Source organism: Methylobacter sp., assembly GCF_036845245.1.
Classification (GTDB): Bacteria; Pseudomonadota; Gammaproteobacteria; order Methylococcales; family Methylomonadaceae; genus Methylobacter_A.
In genome coordinates, this window is record NZ_DAIUEH010000069.1 from 1 (window position 1) to 22,280 (window position 22,280).

A 22,280-nucleotide genomic window follows, 5' to 3' on the forward strand; every position below is an offset into this window, starting at 1 on the left:
TATTCGTCACGAATTTGAGGAGGTTGCCGCCATTTATCATTTGATCGATAAAATCACGTGCTGCGATGTTTCGCTTGAATTTCGAAGATTATTTTGGCTGGAACTATTAGCCGGATCTTTCAACGTATTGGAGCGAGGCTGATTTTGAAGCCATTCTTAGAATGCTACTTTATTCGTTTTGCAATTAATTTCGCTTGGTTTCCATGTACAGCGTCACTGCCTATGTTGGAATACCGTGGGCGCGAATTTATTCACGCCCACAAAATATGTATGCCCATTAACTTAATGCCAATGACTCAACTCGTGGAAACACGAAAGGATAAATACTTACCCCTTTACAAACCACCATCAACCAAATGCTCCAACTCCTTGGTTAAAGCAATATAAGGAAACAGGTTAACCGGTAATGCATTGCTGATTTCCTGATAAATTCGCCGGTATCGGTTGATTTTCTGTTTTTTATCCGGCTGTTCGAAGTAGTCGACGCAAGTTTCAGACTTGCTCGCAAGAATGCCTTTAATCACCAGCGTGATTACTCGCTTCATATCCTCTTGCAATTCATTCAATACTTTGCGTTCCCAATAATCATGCATGGGTATTTTCGCCAATTGTTCATTGACCTCGCGCAATCCCAGATAAACGTTTATGTCGTTGAACAGTTTCAGGATAGCAACAAATTTCTGTCCGGTTTCGGCGGCCAATGAAACGATCAGCGGGAAATCGTTGAGGCTGGCTATAAATACTATCCTAAACGCCAGTTGATCGGGAATGCCGTTTTGCCGATATTGCTCCATCTGCTCGTTGAACTCGGCGTAGTCGCTTTTAAAATAGCGTTCATAGTCTTTTAAATGGCGGCTATAACAGGTAACCGTCTGTGCATTCGGCCGGATTTTTTTGCCTTGCATTAAGGCCCAACGGCAAAAACCGGTCAAGGTGCTTTCCAGTTTCATCAATAACTGATATTGCGTGTCGGCCGCTATTTTATTGTCCAGCGCACTAACGGCCTTCCTCAATGCGTCGCCGTTTAAAACCCGATCGAAAGTCAGGTAACAGGTCACATGATCCAGGGTGTAAGCGCTGTCGGCATCCAGGCTTAAAAAACCGCAACCGGTCTGGTTGATGACTTTATTGCTGATCAGCGTGGCTTTAATTTCACGAGCCAACGGGTGGCCTGACAGATAGTTTGCGTACTGTTTGTTGACCTGCTCGGGAAAATAAGCCTGCAAATAACCGTTGTAACACTCGTCCTGCAACAAGGTCGTTTGGTCCAGCAGCAACTGGGTCAGGTACATTTTGCTTGCCGCCATCAATACAGCCAGCTCTGGCCGGGTGATGACTTGTCCGGGCCGGGACATGACTTCTTTACTGGGCGGAAAGAACTCAACGGCTCTATCGAAAAAACCGGTGGTTTCCAAACGCTCGGCCAGCTGCAAAAAAACAGCCGGATCTTCCGCGCAGCGCAGTTCTTCCAACGATAAGCAAAGGCTTTGCGCGATATTATCGGCCAGCACCAACTGGCAAACATCCTGGGTCATGCTGATAAACAGCGGTTGGTAATCAGCGATCAGGTTTTTCTTTTGCAGGCCGACCAAGAGAATTTTTAAATTCACTTCATGATCGGAAGTATCGACGCCTGCCGAGTTATCGATTGCATCGGTGTTAATGCGCCCTCCCCTCAGGCTGTATTCAATCCGCGCTTTTTGGGTGAAGCCGAGATTAGCGCCTTCGCCAACGACGCTGGCACCTAAATCGGCTGCATCGACCCGCACGTTATCATTAGCCCGGTCCCCGACATCCTCATGTTTTTCCGTGCCGGCTTTTACGTAAGTGCCGATACCGCCCAGCCATAACAATTCCACCGGCATCCTCAACAAATAACGGATCAGGGATTCGCCATCCAGCGATTTATAACGAACGCCCAGCCATTTTCTCAGCTCGGCGGAAACCGGAATATCTTTGGCCGATCTGGGATAAACGCCGCCGCCTTCCGAAATAAGCGTCCTGTCATAATCATCCCAACTGGAACCCGGCAACTCGAACAAACGCTTGCGTTCATTAAATGGCGCATCGCTATCGGGCGGATTCGGATCGATAAAAATATGCTGGCCGCTAAAAGCCGCCAATAGCCGGATATAAGGCGACAGCAACATGCCGTTGCCGAACACATCGCCGTCCATGCTGCCGATACCGATGACGGTAAAAGCTTCGCTTTGTATGTCTTTGCCTAACTCACGAAAATGACGTTTGATGCATTCCCAGGCGCCGCGAGCCGTAATACCCAGCGCTTTATGGTCGTAACCATGCGAACCGCCGCTGGCAAAGGCATCGCCGAGCCAGAATTGGTATTCCGCCGAAACGGCGTTGGCAATATCCGAAAACTGTGCGGTGCCTTTATCGGCAGCCACAACCAAATAGGGATCGGGATCGTCGTAACAGACGATGTTCTGGGGCTTGACGACCTTATCATCGATGTAATTGTCGGTTAAATCGAGCAAACCGCGTATCAACGTGAGGTAGGCTTTTTTTCCGGCTTCTTTCATTTCCGGACCGGAACTTGGAACCGAGGACTTTAAGCCATTCTTTTTAACGACAAACCCACCCTTGGCTCCTGTCGGGATGATCAGCGCATTTTTGCTGATTTGAGTTTGCATCAGTCCCAGAATTTCGGTTCTGAAATCATCGGGACGATCAGACCAGCGGATACCGCCACGGGAAACTTTTCCGCTACGCAAATGAATGCCTTCCATATCGACAGCATGGACATAAATCTCGTTTTGGGGTTTGGGAGCCGGCATCTCGATAATGCCCAGGCTGTTAACTTTAAAAGCGATGAAATAATCGGCCGAACCGCGACGCGTATGAAAATTACAGCGCATTGTGGAATTAATCAAGTTAAACAGGGTGCGTAGAATCCGGTCATCATTGATATCCGAAACCGATGCGATGGCTTCCATCAATTGCAGACGCAACGGAAATAATATTTGTTCTTCCCTGACGACAGGATCATCCCAATCAGGATTCGGCCTAAATCTCGCTTCGAATTTATTAAACAGGCAGAGCGCAACTTGCGGGTTGTTAATCAAGGCATGATGAATGCTGGCTCGAGTGGTTCGATGACCCAGTTGCAGATAATAGTTCCGGTAAGCCCTGAGTACGTCGATTTCCTGCCAAGCCAAGCCGGTCAGGATGCACAGTTTGTTGAGCGCATCATTTTCAACGGTCCCATCCATGATCACTTCAATGGTTTCCAGCATTCGGCTTCTTAAGGCGGTGAAGGAAGCAAACTGCGTTTTTACCGCCTTAATGGTGAAACTTTTAATAAACAGGGGAATGCCATCGACCGTAATTGAAAACTGCACCTGATCGATCACCCTTAAATGCATATTCTCCAGAACCGGAATATATTCATCCAGATAACGCAGTTTTCGACTGTAAAAATGCAACCGGTACTGAGCGACTCTCTTGCTGGGGTTAAGCAGGCTGATGCGTGGAATGTTCGTCGCCAGGACCTGTTCAAGATGAAGTATATCTTTCAGCGCATAACGCGGCGAAACCAGCTCCTTATATTCAGCTGAAAATGCTGTATGGTATTTTTGCCAGAGCAGCTGACCGGTTTGTTTGCCCAAGGCCCTTTCAGCGATACGCTGCAAGGCAATCGGCCAGGTTTTGACATGTCTGTTCAATTGCTTATCCACCTGTAGCTATTCAGTAATTAAAAAAAACAGTACCCGGCAATTGCCTCTGCATTCCCCACAAGGCTGTGTGAAATGCAGAGGAGCTGGCTGGATCATTTCCTGTCCATGCAAGTCAACGGATTGCACGGATTGGGCTGATAAATCTTTTAGATTTTATAATAAAAAGTATATAACGAACTTGTTTTCTGAACCTATCCGTTTAAATTCGTATCTTCAGCCTGTCATTATTGCACGACGAGGCGAAAAGGGAGCGGATAAAGTCGGATTGAATTTGGGCATGACTGATTAGAGAAGCAATGCATTATTGCCGTGAAAGCTCTGGGCGAGTCAATGTTCGTATTGTTTTTTATACGTGGGATTAGCGATGGAGTTGGGCCTTAGTTTATTGCCGTAAAAACCCGATCACTTGCTTCCAGCGCCCCTTCGAGATAGCCGCCGGCTGCCTGCGCAGTTTCGGTCCCGCAAAAATACAGCTTGTCTTGCCAGTGATCCAAACATAATGAGCGATGACCGTAGACCGGGTGACTGGTCAACGGCGCGTGATCGTGTTGAGTCGAGGTAAACGGTTCCAGACTCCAATCCTGGACAATGATCTGTAATGGGTTGGCCGCCGCAGCACCGAACAGCCGTGTCATTTGCTGCACGACCAAGTCTTCAAGATTGTCGCGGTAACGCTCCCTGGTAACGGCGGAAAGGCCGAAGAAACCGAATAAGGCGGCCGTTCCGTCCTGTTCGGAACAGGCATCGTGAACTTCAGCCAACACCGCGCCCGGATAAGGCAGCAAGGCGTTCCCGGAATAGCCCAAGCCACGCCAGAAAGCCGTTTGATAGACCAGTATTGCTTTAGCATGTCCGGCCATCCAGGTCGGCGTGTCCTGCATAAGCCGGACAAGTTTCAACGCCAGTTCCGGTTCGAAAACGACGCTGTCGGCCAACAGCCGCGGCGGTACGGCCAAAACCACCTGCTTCGCCTGATAAAACGTTTGGCCATTTCCGGTTGCAAACTCCAGGTCAACATAACTTTCGCGATCGGTTAGCTTCAGTAAACGATGTTGCAGATGCAGCATGGAATCCGGCAGCCGTTGCAATAAACCGTCGGTCAATTGGCGGCAACCGCCTTTAATTCGCCATGCTGCGCTGTCCGATGTCTCGGCATCGGTAAACATAAGCGGCGCCTCATCGTGATCAATTTGATACAAACTATGGCCGCGATCCCATTGCCGGAACAGTTCCAAGCCCAAGCGTGCTGCCAACGCAGTGATGCGCGGTTGGTGGCCGGGCCATAGCCAAGTCGGTCCCAGATCGACTTCAAAAGCTGAATCTCCCGATGCCGATGTTATCGAATGCGAAAGAATCCGCCCGCCGCAACGGTCCCTGGCTTCAAATACCGCGATGTTACGATTACCGTCAAATAGCCGTTCGGCCAACGATAAGCCGGAAAGTCCGGCGCCAATAATCGCAACGTCCAACATGCGCTTCAGTCTCCGGTTGTTGCGCTGCATAGCAAGGTGTTGCTGTGCCAGCGCGGTAATCTTGGATCTTCGGTTGTAGATGTCGGCATGATCAATTTCTTCCGGAAAATATCCCAATCGCCGTCATGACGCTGCTGAACCCGGATGCTCCAACCCCAAACGACCGGTAAATGCACCGGCACCCAAATATGCCGCTCAGCATCGTCGGGCGCGGCGTTTTGTATGAAATACCAGGTATATTTCTCCAGAACGCTGACGGATACGACCGCTTTGCCTTTGAATTCGGCAGGAATGACTTGCGTCACCTCAGTCGTAAAACCAAAACGTTGTTTATCGCCGCGCTGCTGAAAAGCGCAAACCGGTTTGACTGCCAAGTTATCGGCCGGATCGCTTAGATACAAAACGGGGCCGGCGTTTGCCGATTCGGTATCGAGCAAGACTAAAGATTCGCCGTCTTCAAACTGTAGCGTTCTCGACGATTCCACCAGCTGCACCAAGCCGAGTTGGCTGGCGAAAGCCGCGGTCGACCATTCCAGTTCGAAGCGGGGAGAAATACTGAGGACAGGCCGGTTATCCAACACACGAACCTCGGGCTCTTCCAAGGCCGCATCCCTTAATGTTAAACAGTTAGGATGCATCGAACGGGGATGTTCAGGATCAGGTTGCAGCCAAGCGCTAACGGTGGGGCTAAGATAATCGGTATCCCAAACGAAACACTGCGGCGGTTGCGCGCTTAAATCAACAGGTTCGATATCCGCCGAACCGGCACTCAGCCGATAGCCGCCGATGATTCCACTGTGCTGATAATCGAGATCAATAAGGTGATTCGAATGCTCCGGCACTGTCATTCGATAGCGGTAACCCGGATGAATCAGCGGCACCTCGGCAATCGGATCGTGACGGACAGGATGAAGCGTAAAAAGATTATTCATGGTATGAAAGCCGTTGCATGTCCCTTGTCGGTTATCGAATTGCGGTAAGTGGGAAGACATACAATAATGAGGCCAACCTATCAGTGGCCGTGTGAGTAGCTGACTTAAGCCAAGCGGCAACACTTCTTCGCACGATTATTGCAACGCGCCGGATCATGAGTTCACTGTCACAAATACGACAAACGCACTGTTTTTTGTAAGCTCAAAGCCTGATTTTTCGAATGTACAAGTCTGAGGAAGTTGAGGGGATTTTTTCAGCTCAAATATTTTATGATTTCCAGCACATTGCAGTCGCCCTGCCGGGTATAACTCACCGAGTCCATCAAGGTGCGGATAAAAAATATCCCCATGCCGCCTTCTTTAGGTTGATCAAAATCCGGAAGCGGCACAGATTCCAAATCGAAGCCCTGCCCGTGGTCATACACCTTGATGTTCAATTCATTTTCCTGAATAGTGATGGTGATTTTGACGGTATCATCAGGACTCGCCTGTGTTCCGTGTTTGATCGCGTTAATGGTCGCTTCCGTTAGCACCAGATTTAAATGATAAGCCAGCGCCTCCCGATCACCGGAAAACTTGTCCAGTTCTTTCGCTATATGCTCACCGATACTTCCGATCAAATCCAGATATTTGGTTTGCGTCGGAATGGTTACCTCTACCTGAATAATCGAATTACACATATCAAACCTCTAGGCCTCGCCTTCAAAAGCCTCATTTAAATCAGCATAGATATCAAAAACCCTGTTTAAGCGGGTTAACTCAAACATTGATAATACCTGTTGCTGCATATTGGCTAAAGCCAGCTTGCCCGACCGGGTCGCTGCATTTTTGTAGCCCGACAGCAACGCGCCCAAACCGGAGCTGTCAATAAAACGCACATGTTCGAGTTGGACAATAATTTTGACTTGACCTTGCTCTATCAGATGCAAAATAGCTTCTTTTAATTCTCCTGAATTATGCGCATCTATCCTTTCTTCCTTGATAAAAAGGACGGTATAGTCATTCATTTTTTCCAGATTTAAATTCATTGGTTTTTCTTAAGTATGATGAACGTTAGGAACAAATTCTATAACCGAATCATAGCACCATAAACAATATTACAAATCTTAGATTCCGCTCAAAAATGCACTTTCCTCTAATAACCGAGATAACTCAACATATTGTTTATTTAGTGATGCCATTGAAATAACATGCCGGACTTAATGGTTGTGCTGTCGGGACGCGGTTGCAGTCAATGAACAGGTGTGATTGGTTGTACCTTGTTCGATTTGCAAGGTACTGTGATGAACGGAATGCCGTTCTTTCAGTGTTTGCGCGATGTCATCCATAAATTCATCGCCTGGATAGCCGCCGGGCATAACCAAATGAACCGTCAACGCTGTTTCGGTGGTGCTCAAGCCCCAAATATGCAAATCATGAATATCGGTTACACCGCCCAATTGGCGCAGGTACAAATCAATTGCAGGCGCATTGACCTGTCCGGGCACAGCACTCAAAACCAATTGCAGCGCATCACGCAGCAAGCCCCAAGTGCCGATTACGATCACGACCACAATCGCTAAACTAATGGCCGGGTCGAGCCAGTACCAGCCCGAATGAAACATCGCCAAACCGGTTATGACCACCGCGAGCGATACCGCAGTATCCGCCACCATGTGCAGATAAGCGCCTCGGATGTTTAAATCTTCTTTGCCGCCTTTCATCAGCAGCCACGCGGATAATCCATTGATGACGATACCAACCGCCGCCACAATCGATACCGTTAAACTGGCTACTGTCGGTGGTTGCGAAAAGCGCTGAATGGCTTCTAAGGCAATCGCTCCGGATGCGACCAAGAGTAATGCCGCGTTAGCGAATGCCGCCAGAATCGAAGTGCTGCGCAGTCCGTAGGTGTAACGTTGACTGGGCTGCCTGCGCGCTAAAATGACCGCCCCCCACGCCAACAGCAGGCCAAGCACGTCGGATGCATTATGCCCCGCATCGGCCATTAATGCCGTTGAGTTGGCGATGAAGCCATAAACAAACTCAACCCCTACAAATGCCAGATTGAGCAAAATGGTGAATATGAAAGTACGCCCCAGGTTATTCGGGATGCCGTGATGGTGTCCTGCTGAATGATCGTGTTCGTGATGATGTGCCATTACTTAATAAATCCTCATTCGACAAAGTAGCTTGTGATCTTGTGAACTCTTTTCGCCGTCGGCGGTTCCGGCTTTTAGTTTATATCATCTGATTTTTTGAGCGTTCGCAGCGCAAAATAAACCGTCGGCGTAGCGATTAGCGACAGTAGCACGGAAAGCGTCAGCGCGCCAATCACCGCGATAGCCAAAGGTTTCAGCATATCCGATCCGGCACCGATGCCGTAAGCTAAAGGCAGCAGCCCCAACGCCGCCGCCAGCGATGTCATTAACACCGGCCGCAAACGCCGCCGTCCCGATTCTACCAGCGCATTAGCCAGATTGGCACCTTGCGCTTCGAAGCGGTGTACCGAATCCAGCATCAGGATGCCGTTTTTGGCGACCACGCCAATGCCGATGATGGCGCCCAACAACGATACGATATTGATCGACGTGCCGGTCATATACCAAGCCAGAACGGTGCCGCACAGCGCCAGCACGGAACCGAACACAATAGCGATAGGTTCGTAAAATGAGCCGAATTCGACCAACAACACGGTGAATACTAAAAATAGGGAGGCTAATAACACTACCAGCAAATTATGAAAAGATTCCTGCTGCTGTTGATACAGACCGCCAAATTCCAACACACCCGGCGGCAAAGTTTGATCCTGGCTGAGCTTGGCCTTGATTTCGGCTATCGCGCTACCCAGATCGCGGTTTTCCAAACGAGCGGAAACAGCCACCAGTTGCCGCAAGTCTTCGCGGTGCAGTTCCAATTGTCCCGGTTCGGCGATGATATCCGCCACTTGCGACACCTTCACCGTCCTGCCGTCTAAAGACCGCAACGGTAATTCACGCAGATTGGCGATTTGGCCGGTCGTATCGGTGTTCATTCTGACCCGGATATTTACAACCCGGTCGCCTTCCAATACATAAGACGCTTTTTGCCCAAGCATGGCTGTGCTGACCGCCAAAGCCACATCGTTAACAGTCATGCCGAAGCGTTGCGCGTCGCTACCGCGCATATGCAGACTCAACGACGGGCCGGTGGTTTCCAGGCCGTCGAAGGTATCGACGACACCTTCTATTCTTTTAAGTTCGGCTTCGACTTGCGGCGCTTTTTGCTTGAGCCACTCGACATCGGTCGAAAAAAGCTTGATCTCGATAGGCCGTGGCGACCAAGTCAAATCGCCGATCAAGTCATTGAGAATACCTGCAAACTCCCACTCGATTCCAGGCACCGCAACATGAAGTTGCTTACGCAGATCGGCAACGACCTCATCGGTTTTACGCTGGCGTTCCGGTTTTAATTTGACCAAAAAATCGCCCATGTGCGCTTGTGAAATCCCTAAAGCCAGCCGCGCGCCGGTGCGCCGCGAATAACTTTCCAACTCAGGCATGGCTCGTAGGATAGTCTCGGCCTGGCGCAATTGCCGGTCGGTTTCGGCCAGACTGGTTCCCCAAGGAGCGCGGTAATCCAGTACGAAACCGCCTTCATCCATAAAGGGCAGGAACTCGCTTTCCAGCCGTCCGTATAGCCAGATGCCCAGTGTCAATATCAATACGCAGCCGGTCAAAACTTTTCCCGTCTGTCTGAGCGCTGCACGTAACACTCTCTCGTAGCCTTCAATCAGCTTATCAAGCCAACTTTGACGGGTCCGCGGCTTAACTATTGGCATCCACCAAGCCGCCACCGACGGAATCAGCGTGACCGCCAACACCAGCGAGGTCAGCAGCGACACCACCATCGTCAAAGCCAAGGACCGGAAAAAACAACCGGCAACACCATCCAGAAACGCCAGCGGGATGAACACCACGACCGGGGTCAGCGTCGAAGCCAGCAACGGCCGGAAAATCTCCGCCAAAGCTTGCCGCACCGCCGCCAGACGGTGCTCGCCAGTGCTAATCCTGGCATGAACCGCTTCCACCACCACAATCGCGTCATCGATAATCAGGCCGATCGCGGCAGCAATCCCGCCCAGCGTCATTAAGTTAAAACCCAGTCCCATGACGCGCAGCATGAGCAGGGTCATCAAAACCGTAGCCGGAATGACTATCGCGGCAATCAATGTGGCTCCCCAATTTTTCAGGAATACGTAAATAATGACGATGGAAAGCATCAGCCCTAAAAAGATGGCCTCCCAAACGCTCTGGATCGAATCGCCCACTAACAGCGACTGATCATAGAAAACTGTAGCCTGCATGCCCGGCGGCAAAACTTTTTTCAGCGATTCCAGTTCCTGTTTCAGCTGCTTGGCGATGTCGAGGGTGCTGCCGTCCGGCTGGCTGTAGACATTAAGCAGCACGGCATTGACGCCGTTCGCGGTGACGATGTTGAAGGCCGGTTCCTGCGTGCGCTCAACCCGCGCAAAATCCTTGATTCGGATCGGATGGGCTCCGGCCGCAACCGTTTGTGCGACTCCGGCAATCGGCGTATTGCCGGACACCAAAACTGTCAGGTTTTCCAACTCTTCGACAGTACGAACGCGGCCGTCCACCACCGTCAGGTAGAGTTTATAGTCTTCCTCCAGCATGCCGGTCGGCGCGATCAGATTGTTCCTGAGCAGCGCATCGGTCACTTGAGCGAGGCTCAAATTCACGGCTTGCAAGCGTAATGGATCGACAATAACGTGATATTCCGGCGCCCTTCCGCCGACAATGCCCATGCGAGCCACGCCGGGTATGCGCAACAAGCGCGGTTGAAGCGTATAGCGCGCAGTTTCCCAAAGTTCGGTAAGCGAGTAATCGGGGCCGGTCAGGCTGAGGCCGACCACCGGAAAGGCGGCAAAAGTGAGTCGCCACACCGCCGAGTTTGCGGTAGCCGGTAGCGCTTTTTGCACGACCGCAAGTCGGCCCTGGACAAAAAGCTCCGCCTGCACCATGTCCGTTTGCCAAGTGAAAAATACGTTGATTTCCGCCGAGCCGCGCCCGGTTTTCGAGCGCACGGTGCGCACGCCGGGAATGTCTTTCATGGCTTCCTCGACCGGGCGGGTAATGGTCGCCATCATCTCGTTGGCAGGCATCACGCCATTGTCGATCAGGATGACTACGCGCGGAAAATTGGTCTGGGGAAAAATCGATGACGGCATGCCCAGCGCCGCATAAGCACCGGCCAGACACAGTACGGCGCAGAGAAAGGCAATGACCAAGCCGTGGCGAATAGCGACTGAACCAAACGTAGAAGTGCACGACATTTTATTCATCCAAAAGAATCGACTGACCCGCGAAAAACACGGCAATCGGAGTGCAGGCTTCGCCTGCAAGCGCAAGCAAAGCTTGCACTCCAGTTGTGTGCGGTGAATAAAAACCCGACTTAAATTGATCTATGCTGTTGCACATTATTTCAGTACCCGTATACGCGTCTCAGGAGGCAAGACGTAAACATCTTTTCCCCTCGTTCCCACGCAACGCGTCATTGCCATTTAGTTAAGAAGACAATGACACCGTAGGAGCGGGCCGCGCCCGCGACATTTGGGCGACGATTGCAGCGTTGCAGCTCTTTCATCGCGGGCATGGCCCGCTCCTACAACTCTTAACTTAATGGCGGTGACGTAGCGCGTGGGAACGAGAGCAAAAGAACTGAACTCAGAAGGACGCATTATTTTACTACCCGGATACGCGTTTCCGGCGGCAGGCCGTAAACGCCTTGGGTTACGATAGTCATGCCTTTCTGTAAACCTTCGCCGGATATTTCGATCAAATTGCCGTCGCGCAGACTCGGCTGAATGACTTTCTGTTTGGCATTGTCGCCCTCAACCACGGCAATCATACTTACCCCTGCCCTGGTCACCACGCTTTCGACCGGAACCGCCAAACGGCCCGAACGTTCTTCGGCGATGATACGCACATTGACGAATTGCCCCGGTCGCAAGCCGGAGCCGTTTTGCAGACTGGCCCGAACTAATACGGTATCGGTTAGCGGATCGATTTGAACGCCGATAAAAATAATTTTCCCCGATTGAATCACTACGCTGCTTGCTGCCGAACCGGCGTTGATTTCCACAGGTTGCCCCAAGCGCAGTGAAGCCTCCTGACTGGGCACATGGATAGCGATGTCCAGACGATCCAGGTCGATCAAGTCCGCCAATACCGTATTCTGGTTCACCGCCTCGCCGACTTTAAAATGAATGGCTGCCACGGTGCCGGACAAAGGCGCTCTAATCTGCAATAGCTCGCGTTGAGTCCGGGCGTTGAGCAGATCCTTGCGGCTGGTTTGAAGCAGTAGCTCGGCTTCGTCATAGAGCTTGCGCGAGATGTTATCGGTCGCATTGAGTTGCTGTTTGCGGGCAAAATTCTTTTGCGCAAATTCGACGGCCACTTCGGCTTTGGCAATCAGCGCATCGGCGCTGCGCGTATCCAGCTCGAACAATAAAGCGCCTTTTTTTACCTGTTGGCCTTCCTCGCAATGGATTTGCGTCAGGATACCCATCAGCGGCGCAGCGATTTTCGAACTGGCTGATGCATTGCCGCCTGTCGCCGGTTCCGGTTCAACCGTGCCGTAAGCCATTACATAGCGATGTAAAGTCGTCTTGATGATTTTGCCGGTCTGTACGGCCACTTCGGTAGCAAGTTCCGGTTCGTCAGCTAAAACAGCCGTGCTGTACCAAACCATATATGCGGTCAGTATTGCGATTTTGTAATTTTTCATTAATTGAGGAAATCCACAAAAAATCGTTTAAAAAATTATCACCACGAAGACACGAAGAGCACGAAGTTCTATTTCTTCGTGTTCTTCGTGTCTTCGTGGTGAATCGGATTCTTCATTGCAGAATCGGAAATTAACGCCGCCGTAAGCACAGAAGCAATGGGATAGCGCAAAGTGTCTTCCAACATATTCAGTGCCTGTTGGGTTTCGACCAGCACATCCAGACGGGCGCGTTCGGCAACGGCATTTTCAAGTTCCGCGCCGAGTAGAGCCGGACGGTCGGTTTCTCCGGCTTTGAACAGGGCCACGGCTGAATGCAGGTTTTGTTGTTGAATCTGCATTTGTTTTTCGGCAGCCGACCACTTGGAGAGCACCGACGCCAGACCTGCATGGACGCGATCGATATCGCCGAGAATACGCAGCTGTAAAGCCTCGAAACGGACAGCAAGCTCATGGCGTTTAGCCTCAGCCTCGGCAATCGGCCCCTGATTTTGATGCAATATCGGTACAGACAGCGCCGTTGCACCTAAAAGCCAACGATGCTCACCCACTTCCCAGGTATAACCGGGATTAGCCTGGATGTTGGGATACTGGTTGGCGATTTCGAGTTGCAACGCGGATTGTGCGGCCGCGTAATCGGCCAATGCCGCCAATACATCGGGACGTTTGCGCAGGGCGGTTTCTCTTAGTTCGGCGATAGGGACAAGGTTCAAATCGCCCGGCAGGGCAAGCCGGGTAAAATCGAACTCGATCTTTGCCAGCGCACTAACCGGTACACCGATAGCGGCGGCAAGCAACACCCTGCTTTCGGCGCTTCTTTTTTGAGCCGCGCTCAGGTTTAGTTTTAGCTGGTTTAAGGCAAGATGCGAACGAATCACTTCGGGGCGGGTAATTTCGCCGATTGCCAGTTGTTGTTCCAACCGCTCGCTGATCGATTGTTGAATGGCCAATTGTTGTTGCAACAGCCGCTCGGCTTCCTGTGCCGCGTAAACTTCCAGCATCGCCAGACGCAAGCGCCCACGGATTAGCCAAGCGGTATCCGCTATCCGCAAGCGTGCCGCATCGATCAGATGCTCGGATTTGTCGATACGAAAACCGCGTTTACCGGCGGTTTCGATTGGAATGCTGACGTAGCTGGCGATAATCCAAGGGGCTACCGTCGTCACCAAGTTGCTGATCCAGGTCGGTGAAATATTGATATTGGGATTAGGCCGTTGAGCTGCGGTAATGACGGCGGCATCCATCGACTCGGCCTGGGCCCGAGCCAGCGCAAGGTCGGGATGATAATAAATCGCCGCCAACGTTAGCCGATCAATATCCCAGGCTTCGGACAGCCGCCCTTTTTTGTTGACGATCACGCTATCGATAAAATTCCGCAGCCCGGTATCGGATAACGTGCGTGTTTCGATGCGCGTGGCAGAGTCGGCGGCGTTTAGCGGCTTATCCTCGAAATTGGCGCAAGCGATCAGCGTGAGGCTTAGAAATGTCAGGTAGAAGAGTCGTTGCATGCCGGGAATATTAGCAGGCCGTTCCCAACAATAGAATGACGGGAAGATTACAATGTTGTCAGAATTGAAAACGGGAAATGGGGGCGCGATGCACTCTTTACCCGAATTTTTAATCGCCCGAGGTCGAATTTATGTCCGAAAAATCCAAGCTGCCGTCTAAAGAACAGCCCCAATCAGGATGATACGCGCCAAGTTATACCCAGCGGTGAAAGGTCGAATAAGGCCAATCGCGAGGGCTTTCCACCAAGCCATGTTTTACCGGATTGTAATGAATGTAGTCGAAATGCCGTTGGTAATCGCGTTCATCCCGCAAAGTATGCTCAGCATAATAACGCTGCCAAACACCTCGTCGACGATGTGCGATGCGGGACGGCGAGCGGGGTTTTTCCGCGCCGCCCAGCGCAAGCCAGGATTCAGTGAAATGTTTTTTAATCGCGCCCCAGCGTTTTGGATACGCCGCATCACCCGGAGGCATTGACCAGATGGCGTGTAGGTGATCCTGCACCATCACCATCGCATCCACCCGAAACGGCGGCCAGCGTTGGAAACAGTCCAGAAAAGCCGCCCGTAATAAATCCCTGGTCAGATCGTTACCCAAGATTTTCGCCCGCCGTTCCGTCACCACGGTGAAAAAGTACGATCCGCCAAGAATGTAACAGCGCCGGTAATTCGACATGATTCAGCCTATCCGATGTGATTTCATAAAACAAATCCCATGTAGGGGGCGCATCGCGCCCCATTTACAAATGCCTAAATGGTCGGGTTATTTTAAACATTGTAATGGACAATCCGTTTCCGTTATTAAAACCCAGTACGATTGAGTTCCAGAATGGGGCGCGATGCGTCCCCTACACGGCTACGCGGCTGCAAAACCGCCACGAAACGACACGTCCCTTTAAGCGCCATGTTAGAGCAGGCCATATTTGTAGCTCTGCAAATTGATAGGCGGCAACTCCATAAATTGCTGATGATATTGAAATAAAAAACTGTTTTCAGTTTTTGGGGGATCTTTTGACTCGAATATTTCTATATAAATATTTCCATAGGTGGATATTATGTGGTGGTATCTGTTCCAATACTCGTTTGCCTCATGGGTAATATTGTTTATATAGCGATCGTATAAGCTTCCATTGGCTTTTCCGATATAAATAATGGGGCTTTTCCCTTTTAATCTTGGTATGTCAGATTGAGTTCTCCATATGTACACAATTCCTCTTTGTTGTTTTGACTCTATTAACAATGCTTCAAGTTGAGTTTTGAAATCATCGATGTTTGTAGCCGATATAGTTTTGGGGACGATTAATGTATTAACTACAAGATCACAATGCATTTGTTTCCTCTGGCTCTAACGTTACGGTAAGGGGGCGCCGCTCTGTGAGCTTTAGTGAAGCCGCCGAACCTTGATAAAAAACTGGACTTCAAAACCGCCAACGGGCGGCGCGTCCCTTTGACCGGTTTGTTATGCTGACAATTTACTGGAAAGGCGAACCACCACCCAACAAAAAATCATTCTTTAGCGAGTTTGAGTGATGTTTGTTTGAACATACCGCGCTCAAGTTTGTTATTTAAAAAATACTCAACCGAAACATCCCCATCAATAAAACCTTGTACCTTGGCTATGTTAAGCAAACTATCCTGTCCAACTACTGCCGTGACAGTCATTTGGGGACCGCCAGATTTTAATTCCACTACATCGCCTTGTTTGAATTCCATAATTTTTCTTGAGCCTGATAAGTTTAAGTATGTTATTTGTTCAAATAGTTTTTAACATCATCGACATAAGTACCAACCTTTTGTACGGCTTGCCGTAGCTGATCTTTTGTTATGCCGAATTTGTTTGACCAGTATTGTAATTCCCAATCTTCGTGAACATTAATCTGTTTTAGGTCTTCCGGTTGACGAATTTTCAAGTTGTCAGACATTTTTTTATTCCTAAAAGAGCGACCAATTTCAATATGGCATTGGTCAAAAGCCACGCATAACGTAATATATACGACATTATTTGTCCAATAACCCAAGCGGCATGTCGTATAACCCTATTTAATTAAATTTATCTTATTGATTTAAAAACTAGAGTGCAAGTCAAGGCGACAATTCGTGCAAACAAACACGACATAGACGCCCCCCATAAAATCACTCGACCAAGTCCGCACTCTATTATTACGGCCCAACCTCACAACGCTTCGTGTCCTTCGTGTCTTCGTGGTGAAATCTTTTTTGAAAATTACCCATTACTTCGGAGCCGACTGAAATAGCTTATTAATCAAGTTTTACCTGACAGAAAAACACAAAGTAACCACAGTGCCCTGGTTGGGTTCGCTATGAATAACCACCGATCCACCATGCAGTTCCATAATGGATTTGGCGATGGCAAGCCCCAGGCCCGTGCCTTCCGCCGAACGTGCGGGGTCGACGCGATAAAACCGGTCGAATAATTTAGGCAGGCATTCCGCCGCAATGCCGCAACCGCTGTCTTGCACACTGACGTTTGCCGAGCCGTCGTCAGCCGAAGCCAATGACAAGCGGATTTCTCCTCCGTTCGGGGTATGTTGAAGGGCGTTAAGCAACAGGTTACTGAGCACGCGTTTAAACAGCTGGGCATCGGCATAAAGAAATCCCTGGCCGTCGCAGACCAGACGAATGCCTTTTTCCTCAGCCATCGCTTCATGGTAACTGCACACCGCTTCCAATTCTTCCCTGCCGTTCAGGCGAACTGTGCGCAACGGAATCCCGGTGTTTTCGGCCCTGGCTAAAAACAGCAGGGTCTCAACCGTTCGCGACAAGCGCCGGTATTCTTCCAGATTGGATTCGAGAATCTCACGGTACTCGTCGGCGTTTCGCGGTCTGGACAAAGCGACCTCGGTTGCGCCCATCAGATTGTTAATCGGTGTGCGCAGTTCGTGGGCCAGATCGGCGGAAAATTGGTTGAGCTGGGCGAAGGATTTAGCCAGCCGTAATACCATTGCATTAAAAGCGGATGCCAGGTTGGAAAGTTCTTTAGGGGCGGCGGCCGGGTCCAGCCGTTCATCCAGTTGGGCGGCAGTGATGCCTTCTATATGCCGCGTCATTTCGGCCACAGGGCTTAAGCCGCGCCGCGCAACAAAAACGGCGGCCAAGGTTGAAAACAACAGGCCGAAAAACAGCGCGCCAATAAGATTGTGCCGGTATTTAGCAAGAAGTTCGGCTTCGCTGGAGACGTCGAGTGCAATTTGAATGGTTTGCTGCGGCGTGGTTTTGCTTGACGCCGTCATCAACATTAAGGTTCGCCCATCTGCAATTTTCCGCACCGTCCCGCTCTCGGCAAGCGCCGGAAACTGCCTTGCCGTCGGCAATGCTTCCATACCCGGCGTTTCGATCAGGCTATGCCCGCTTTGATCCAGGATTCTCAAGTAATAACGATTGACCGGTAAATCGATGCCTTCGCTTTGTTCATCCGCCAGCCGTTCCAGGTTGGGCGGCTGTTCCAGCAGCACGGTGCGCAATAACTGGATTTCTTTTAATAGAAATTGCCGTTGCCCTGCGCCAGGGTTTCCGCCAGCGTCTGGTGCAGATACCAGCCGATCGACAACAGGATCACCGATGCTGAAACGACGTAAAGCAGCGTGAGCCTGACGGTAATAGACCACGGTTTAGCGCTGTTCGAGCACATAACCTACTCCCCGAACAGTATGCAGCAGTTTTTGCGGAAACGGGTCGTCGATTTTCTGCCGCAAGCGGCGCACCGCCACGTCTACAATATTGGTGTCGCTATCGAAATGGACATCCCAAACCTGCTCGGCGATCAGCGTTCGCGATAGCACTTCTTCAGGCCGCTGCAAAAACAGCGACAGCAAGGCGAACTCCTTGGGCGATAAATCCAGCCGCTGACCATTACGGAATGCCTTGTGCCGGACAGGATCGAGCGTAAGATCGGCTAAAGTCAAATGTTCAGCCTGTCGCGCGGGGCCGCGACGGAGGATGGAGCGAATACGCGCCAGTAATTCGACAAAGGCGAAAGGTTTGACCAGGTAATCGTCGGCTCCCAGTTCCAGGCCTTTCACCCGGTCGTCGATGGAATCGCGCGCGGTCAGAAACAGCACCGGAGTTTGCTTGCCGCCGCGCCGCAGCTCTTTCAGTACAGACCAGCCATCGCGCAACGGCACCATGACATCGAGAATGATTAGATCGTACTCGATCATCGTGGCGAGCAGCAAGCCTGCTTCGCCATCGATGCCGACATCGACGACAAAGCCTTGCTCGGTCAGCCCTTTTTGCAGATAGGCGGCGGTTTTCTTTTCGTCTTCGACGATTAAAATACGCATGAAGGGACTCGTCTATGCTGGCCACGGATTTTCAATTGGTCAGCCCACTACCGCCCGGTAATTTACTAGGCGTCACGATTTATCTTATCGTATCCCGGCGAGACGGCAAGAACCTGAATGTCCCGTTCCAGGAAAGGAATTCCTATCTTATGCTCGCGAAGGGCTTTTTCAAGCCGAATGTGTATATCATTCGTGACCGGTAGGCGATTTGACAATTCACTGACATAGACACGAATCGAAAAATTCAGCGAGCTTTCGCCAAAACCGACCAACATCACGCTCGGCTCAGGCTCTGCAAGCACCAGAGGCGTTGATTTTACCGTATCGATCATGACTTGATGCGCCAGCTCAATATCGGAACCGTAAGCAATGCCCACAGGAATTACCACCCGGGTTATCGGATCGCTTAACGTCCAGTTGATCAGCTGACTGGTAATAAACGTTTTATTCGGCACAATCAGGTCTTTTTGATCCATGTCTATCAATGTAGTCGCGCGCATCTGGATTCGGCTGACTTTGCCGGTGACAGTGCCGATGGTGACGGTATCGCCGACCCGGATCGGCCGTTCAAACAACAGGATAATGCCCGATACCAGATTGGCGAAGATCTCCTGCAAACCGAAACCCAACCCGACACTGAGCGCCGCCACCAGCCACTGCACCTGCGACCAGCTGCCGCCCAGTTCGTTGGCGACGCTGATAAAACCTATCGAAAATAAAACATATTTAGCCAGCTGGTTAACCGCATAACGGCCGCCCGCCTCTATCGACAAGCGCCTGAATACCAATAATTCCATGACGCCGGAAAAATTCCGAACAGCAACCACCGCAATGAAGACATATAACCCGGCCAGCATAAGATTGGTCAGCGTTACCGGCTGATAGGCTTCCTGGCCGTCGATATTGACCAGATGCTGCCAGAGCTCAATACGGTCAAGGAATGAAAAGGCCGGCAGGATATTTTTCCAGATCATCCAGAAACCGATCACCAACGTAAAGCCGATAAAGACATTAAGCAGCTTGATGGTTTGAGCGTTTATTTTAGGAATATCGATTTGTTGTTCATCAACCGGCAATACAGGATCTTCCGCCCCTACCGGATGTTTTTCGGTAACCGCTGCGGCTTTGCGTTTTTGCATCGCGTTTTTGATAGCCAACTGCCGGTTAACCAGTGTTAACCAGTGAAATACCAAGGCATGGAGGATGATAGTCAAAAAAATCAATCGCAAGGTAATGATGAGCTTTTGCTGCAATTCCAATGCGCTCAAATAATAGCCCGCGACAGCAAAACCGATAATAATCAATGGAACGCAGATGGCGGCCGAATACCAGACATAACGCAGTTTAGCCAGCCATCCTTCAGGATCTTTATTGATATAGTCCTGTAATAATCCGGTAGAGGGTTTTAATACCCGGCCAATAAACACAGCCATTACAATCATGATGATGATCAACGCCAGGCGGCCGATGCTGTCACTGTGCACAGAAAATTTAGATGCGCCGGTGCTGCTGATAATGAACACTCCCGGCACCACAATAAAACGTATCCAGGCAACCTGGGCGCGTAAAAGAATGACCGTGTTTTTTTGCCATTGAAAATGTTTGCGCGCTATACCATCGGCGGCAAACAGGCGGTAAAAAAATTGCAGGAAAAACAAAGGCAGTGCGGTGCCTTTCAAACCCTCGCCAATAGCTTTAGTGAAGTCGACAACCTGGATATTGCTGCTCAAAAACCAGCCTAAGCAATACAGAATTAACGGTAGCGGCAATACCAAAATCAAGTTGTAGGCCAGGGCTTTTAAGGTGTAATAAAAACTGTCCGTTTGGCCTGAGATAGCCGTTAACTGCAACTTTGCCCAGCCTCTGCTCATCTGCAAACCGACCAAACACAGTATCCCTATAAAACTCAAAAACAGGTGATAAAGGGTTAGCTTAGCAGCATCTTTGATCAATGCCATCCAGTTAAAAGGCGACAACAGCCATTGCGTCGAATGATATAAATCGGCTATATAACTCAAGCTAATCGGTTCGGAACTGGGCACCCATAACAAACGCTCATCCAAATAAGTGGCAAATTTACCGGCCTGAGTACTCATCTGTTGTTTGGCAAAATCAAAGTCGCCCAACGTGCGCAAATACGTTGCGTAAGCGACGGACAACTTGTTAAGCAATTCTTTTTGATTATTCAGCAGCACCCGCAACTCAGCCTGTATCATCATCCGTTGATCCGCAGGCAAGGCAGGATCTACCTGCTGTTTCATCATGTCGTTCAGCACGGCGTCAACATCTATCAGCTCTTTCAGTTTGTCTTCAACCTTGAATTGCGCAAGACTGGTTACAGCGGTTTCGTTCTGAATGGCCTGGGACTGCTGCTTAACCTCATCCTGAATCGATAAATTACGCCGCTGCTCTCGCAGGATTTTACCCAACGCCGGACTTAAACCGGCCAGACTGATTTTCTTTTCGGCGCTTTTAAAATCGGTTTCAATTTCACCGGCCTGCGCCTCGACCTTGGTTTTTTGTTCAGTGTATTGTTCGATTTTTGCCGTAATATCCTGCAAGTCGCGGCTATATTGAATATTCGCGCGCGTAGTTTCCTGAATAAGCGGATGCTTGCCGGAAACCGCCTTTTCCGCCTGACTGAGCGCATCCTCCATTTGTTTCGCTTCCCGCTGCCGCAGGTCTAAAGTAAGCGTTTCGATTGCGGTAACCACCGGATTTAACGCCGACTTTTGTATGTCCAGCAGCTGAAACTGGGTTTTAAGCAACTCCACTCTGGCCGGATTGCTGATCGCTTCGGCATCGAGCATTTTCAGCTCGGCAGCACGCGAATCAATCAAGGTTCTCAGCTGCGCAAGCCTGGCTTCGGTTTCCAGTTTTGCATCGGCTTTACCGATCGGGGCTTCCAGCTTTTTCTGCGCCGCTTCTATATCTTGCTGCGCCGCTACCGTTTCTTCGCGAATCAGTTGAGGGCGGCTATTTTGCAAAGCCAACTCACTTTCAAGCTTCTTTATCTGCTCATCGAGATTGCTGATCTTGCCTTTTTCAAGAATAAGCCGCTGCTCAAGTTCCTCAACCGGTATCCGGCCAAAATCCTCCAGTTTTTGCTTGGACACTTTCAGCAAAGTCTGCTCAAGTTCCTTTTGCAGCTTTTTGGTCTGCTCCGGCGCTTGTTTGATAGCCGCCTTAAAGTCGGCTATCTGCGTTTTAAACTTGTCGGCATTGGCTAAATTATCTTCCGCTGACTGATAAATCGATAACAATTTGGATTTTGTCGCCTCATCGAGTCCTTCCCGTGTATTAATAGCTTCGATTTTGGCCTTTAGCGTGTCTTTATTGATTTCAAATGTTGCGCTTTTTTTCCCGACATCAGCCGTGGGGCTTTTAGCCCAGGCTCCGGTTGAATCCAAGGTGAGAATAAGTAATAAGAACAGCAGGGGGTAAATTTTTGATTGAGCGGCAGGAAAATTAATGATTTTCATAGATTATTTAGGTACAACCGAGGATGAATACACAATGACATTGTAAACTGTTTTTACCGGTTCCAGAGCGGGAGAGACTGTGAAAGTATTTTTGAAAATATGACGCATACTATTTTAGTGACTTC

General features: G+C 50.1%; 16 protein-coding genes. All 16 read right to left on the reverse strand.

Annotated features, from left to right (window positions below; translation table 11 throughout):
* Positions 1-335 precede the first annotated feature (335 nt).
* The gene (locus V7051_RS21930; protein WP_333878749.1) at positions 336-3,683 is read right to left on the reverse strand and encodes an NAD-glutamate dehydrogenase domain-containing protein; all 3,348 of its coding nucleotides are present in this window, start codon (positions 3,681-3,683) and stop codon (positions 336-338) included.
* A 389-nt stretch (positions 3,684-4,072) separates the two neighbouring features.
* The gene (locus V7051_RS21935) at positions 4,073-5,284 is read right to left on the reverse strand and encodes a flavin monoamine oxidase family protein (protein ID WP_333878748.1); all 1,212 of its coding nucleotides are present in this window, start codon (positions 5,282-5,284) and stop codon (positions 4,073-4,075) included.
* Entirely contained in the window at positions 5,173-6,099 is a 927-nt protein-coding gene (locus V7051_RS21940; RefSeq protein WP_333878746.1) for a hypothetical protein, read from the reverse strand. Before V7051_RS21940 ends, V7051_RS21935 begins: the two co-directional genes overlap by 112 nt.
* A 254-nt stretch (positions 6,100-6,353) precedes the next feature.
* Positions 6,354-6,779: an ATP-binding protein gene (locus tag V7051_RS21945; protein WP_333878744.1), complete on the reverse strand. Its 426-nt coding sequence runs from the start codon at positions 6,777-6,779 to the stop codon at positions 6,354-6,356.
* A gap of 9 nt (positions 6,780-6,788) precedes the next feature.
* Positions 6,789-7,127 carry an STAS domain-containing protein gene (locus V7051_RS21950; RefSeq protein ID WP_333878742.1) on the reverse strand — a complete coding sequence of 113 codons (339 nt, stop codon included), beginning with the start codon at positions 7,125-7,127 and terminating at the stop codon, positions 6,789-6,791.
* 171 nt (positions 7,128-7,298) lie between these two features.
* Entirely contained in the window at positions 7,299-8,240 is a 942-nt protein-coding gene (locus tag V7051_RS21955) for a cation diffusion facilitator family transporter (protein WP_333878740.1), read from the reverse strand.
* Positions 8,241-8,314: 74 nt separating this feature from the next.
* Positions 8,315-11,413 carry an efflux RND transporter permease subunit gene (locus V7051_RS21960; RefSeq protein ID WP_333878739.1) on the reverse strand — a complete coding sequence of 1,033 codons (3,099 nt, stop codon included), beginning with the start codon at positions 11,411-11,413 and terminating at the stop codon, positions 8,315-8,317.
* A gap of 404 nt (positions 11,414-11,817) precedes the next feature.
* Positions 11,818-12,867, reverse strand: coding sequence for an efflux RND transporter periplasmic adaptor subunit (locus V7051_RS21965; RefSeq protein WP_333878737.1), 1,050 nt, complete (start codon positions 12,865-12,867; stop codon positions 11,818-11,820).
* A gap of 68 nt (positions 12,868-12,935) precedes the next feature.
* Positions 12,936-14,372, reverse strand: a complete 1,437-nt coding sequence (locus tag V7051_RS21970) for a TolC family protein (RefSeq protein WP_333878735.1) — start codon at positions 14,370-14,372, stop codon at positions 12,936-12,938.
* 193 nt (positions 14,373-14,565) lie between these two features.
* The gene (locus V7051_RS21975; RefSeq protein ID WP_333878733.1) at positions 14,566-15,048 is read right to left on the reverse strand and encodes an REP-associated tyrosine transposase; all 483 of its coding nucleotides are present in this window, start codon (positions 15,046-15,048) and stop codon (positions 14,566-14,568) included.
* 231 nt (positions 15,049-15,279) lie between these two features.
* On the reverse strand, positions 15,280-15,702 hold the full coding sequence (locus tag V7051_RS21980) for a hypothetical protein (protein ID WP_333878731.1): 423 nt from the start codon (positions 15,700-15,702) through the stop codon (positions 15,280-15,282).
* Positions 15,703-15,878: 176 nt separating this feature from the next.
* Complete coding sequence (locus V7051_RS21985) at positions 15,879-16,085, reverse strand: YodC family protein (protein WP_333878729.1); 207 nt, start codon at positions 16,083-16,085, stop codon at positions 15,879-15,881.
* A 32-nt stretch (positions 16,086-16,117) separates the two neighbouring features.
* Positions 16,118-16,294, reverse strand: coding sequence for a DUF3606 domain-containing protein (locus tag V7051_RS21990; RefSeq protein ID WP_333878727.1), 177 nt, complete (start codon positions 16,292-16,294; stop codon positions 16,118-16,120).
* Positions 16,295-16,642: 348 nt separating this feature from the next.
* Positions 16,643-17,998: a heavy metal sensor histidine kinase gene (locus V7051_RS21995; protein ID WP_333878725.1), complete on the reverse strand. Its 1,356-nt coding sequence runs from the start codon at positions 17,996-17,998 to the stop codon at positions 16,643-16,645.
* Between the two features lie 3 nt (positions 17,999-18,001).
* On the reverse strand, positions 18,002-18,673 hold the full coding sequence (locus tag V7051_RS22000; protein ID WP_333878723.1) for a heavy metal response regulator transcription factor: 672 nt from the start codon (positions 18,671-18,673) through the stop codon (positions 18,002-18,004).
* A gap of 65 nt (positions 18,674-18,738) precedes the next feature.
* The gene (locus tag V7051_RS22005; protein WP_333878721.1) at positions 18,739-22,155 is read right to left on the reverse strand and encodes a mechanosensitive ion channel domain-containing protein; all 3,417 of its coding nucleotides are present in this window, start codon (positions 22,153-22,155) and stop codon (positions 18,739-18,741) included.
* Positions 22,156-22,280 lie beyond the last annotated feature (125 nt).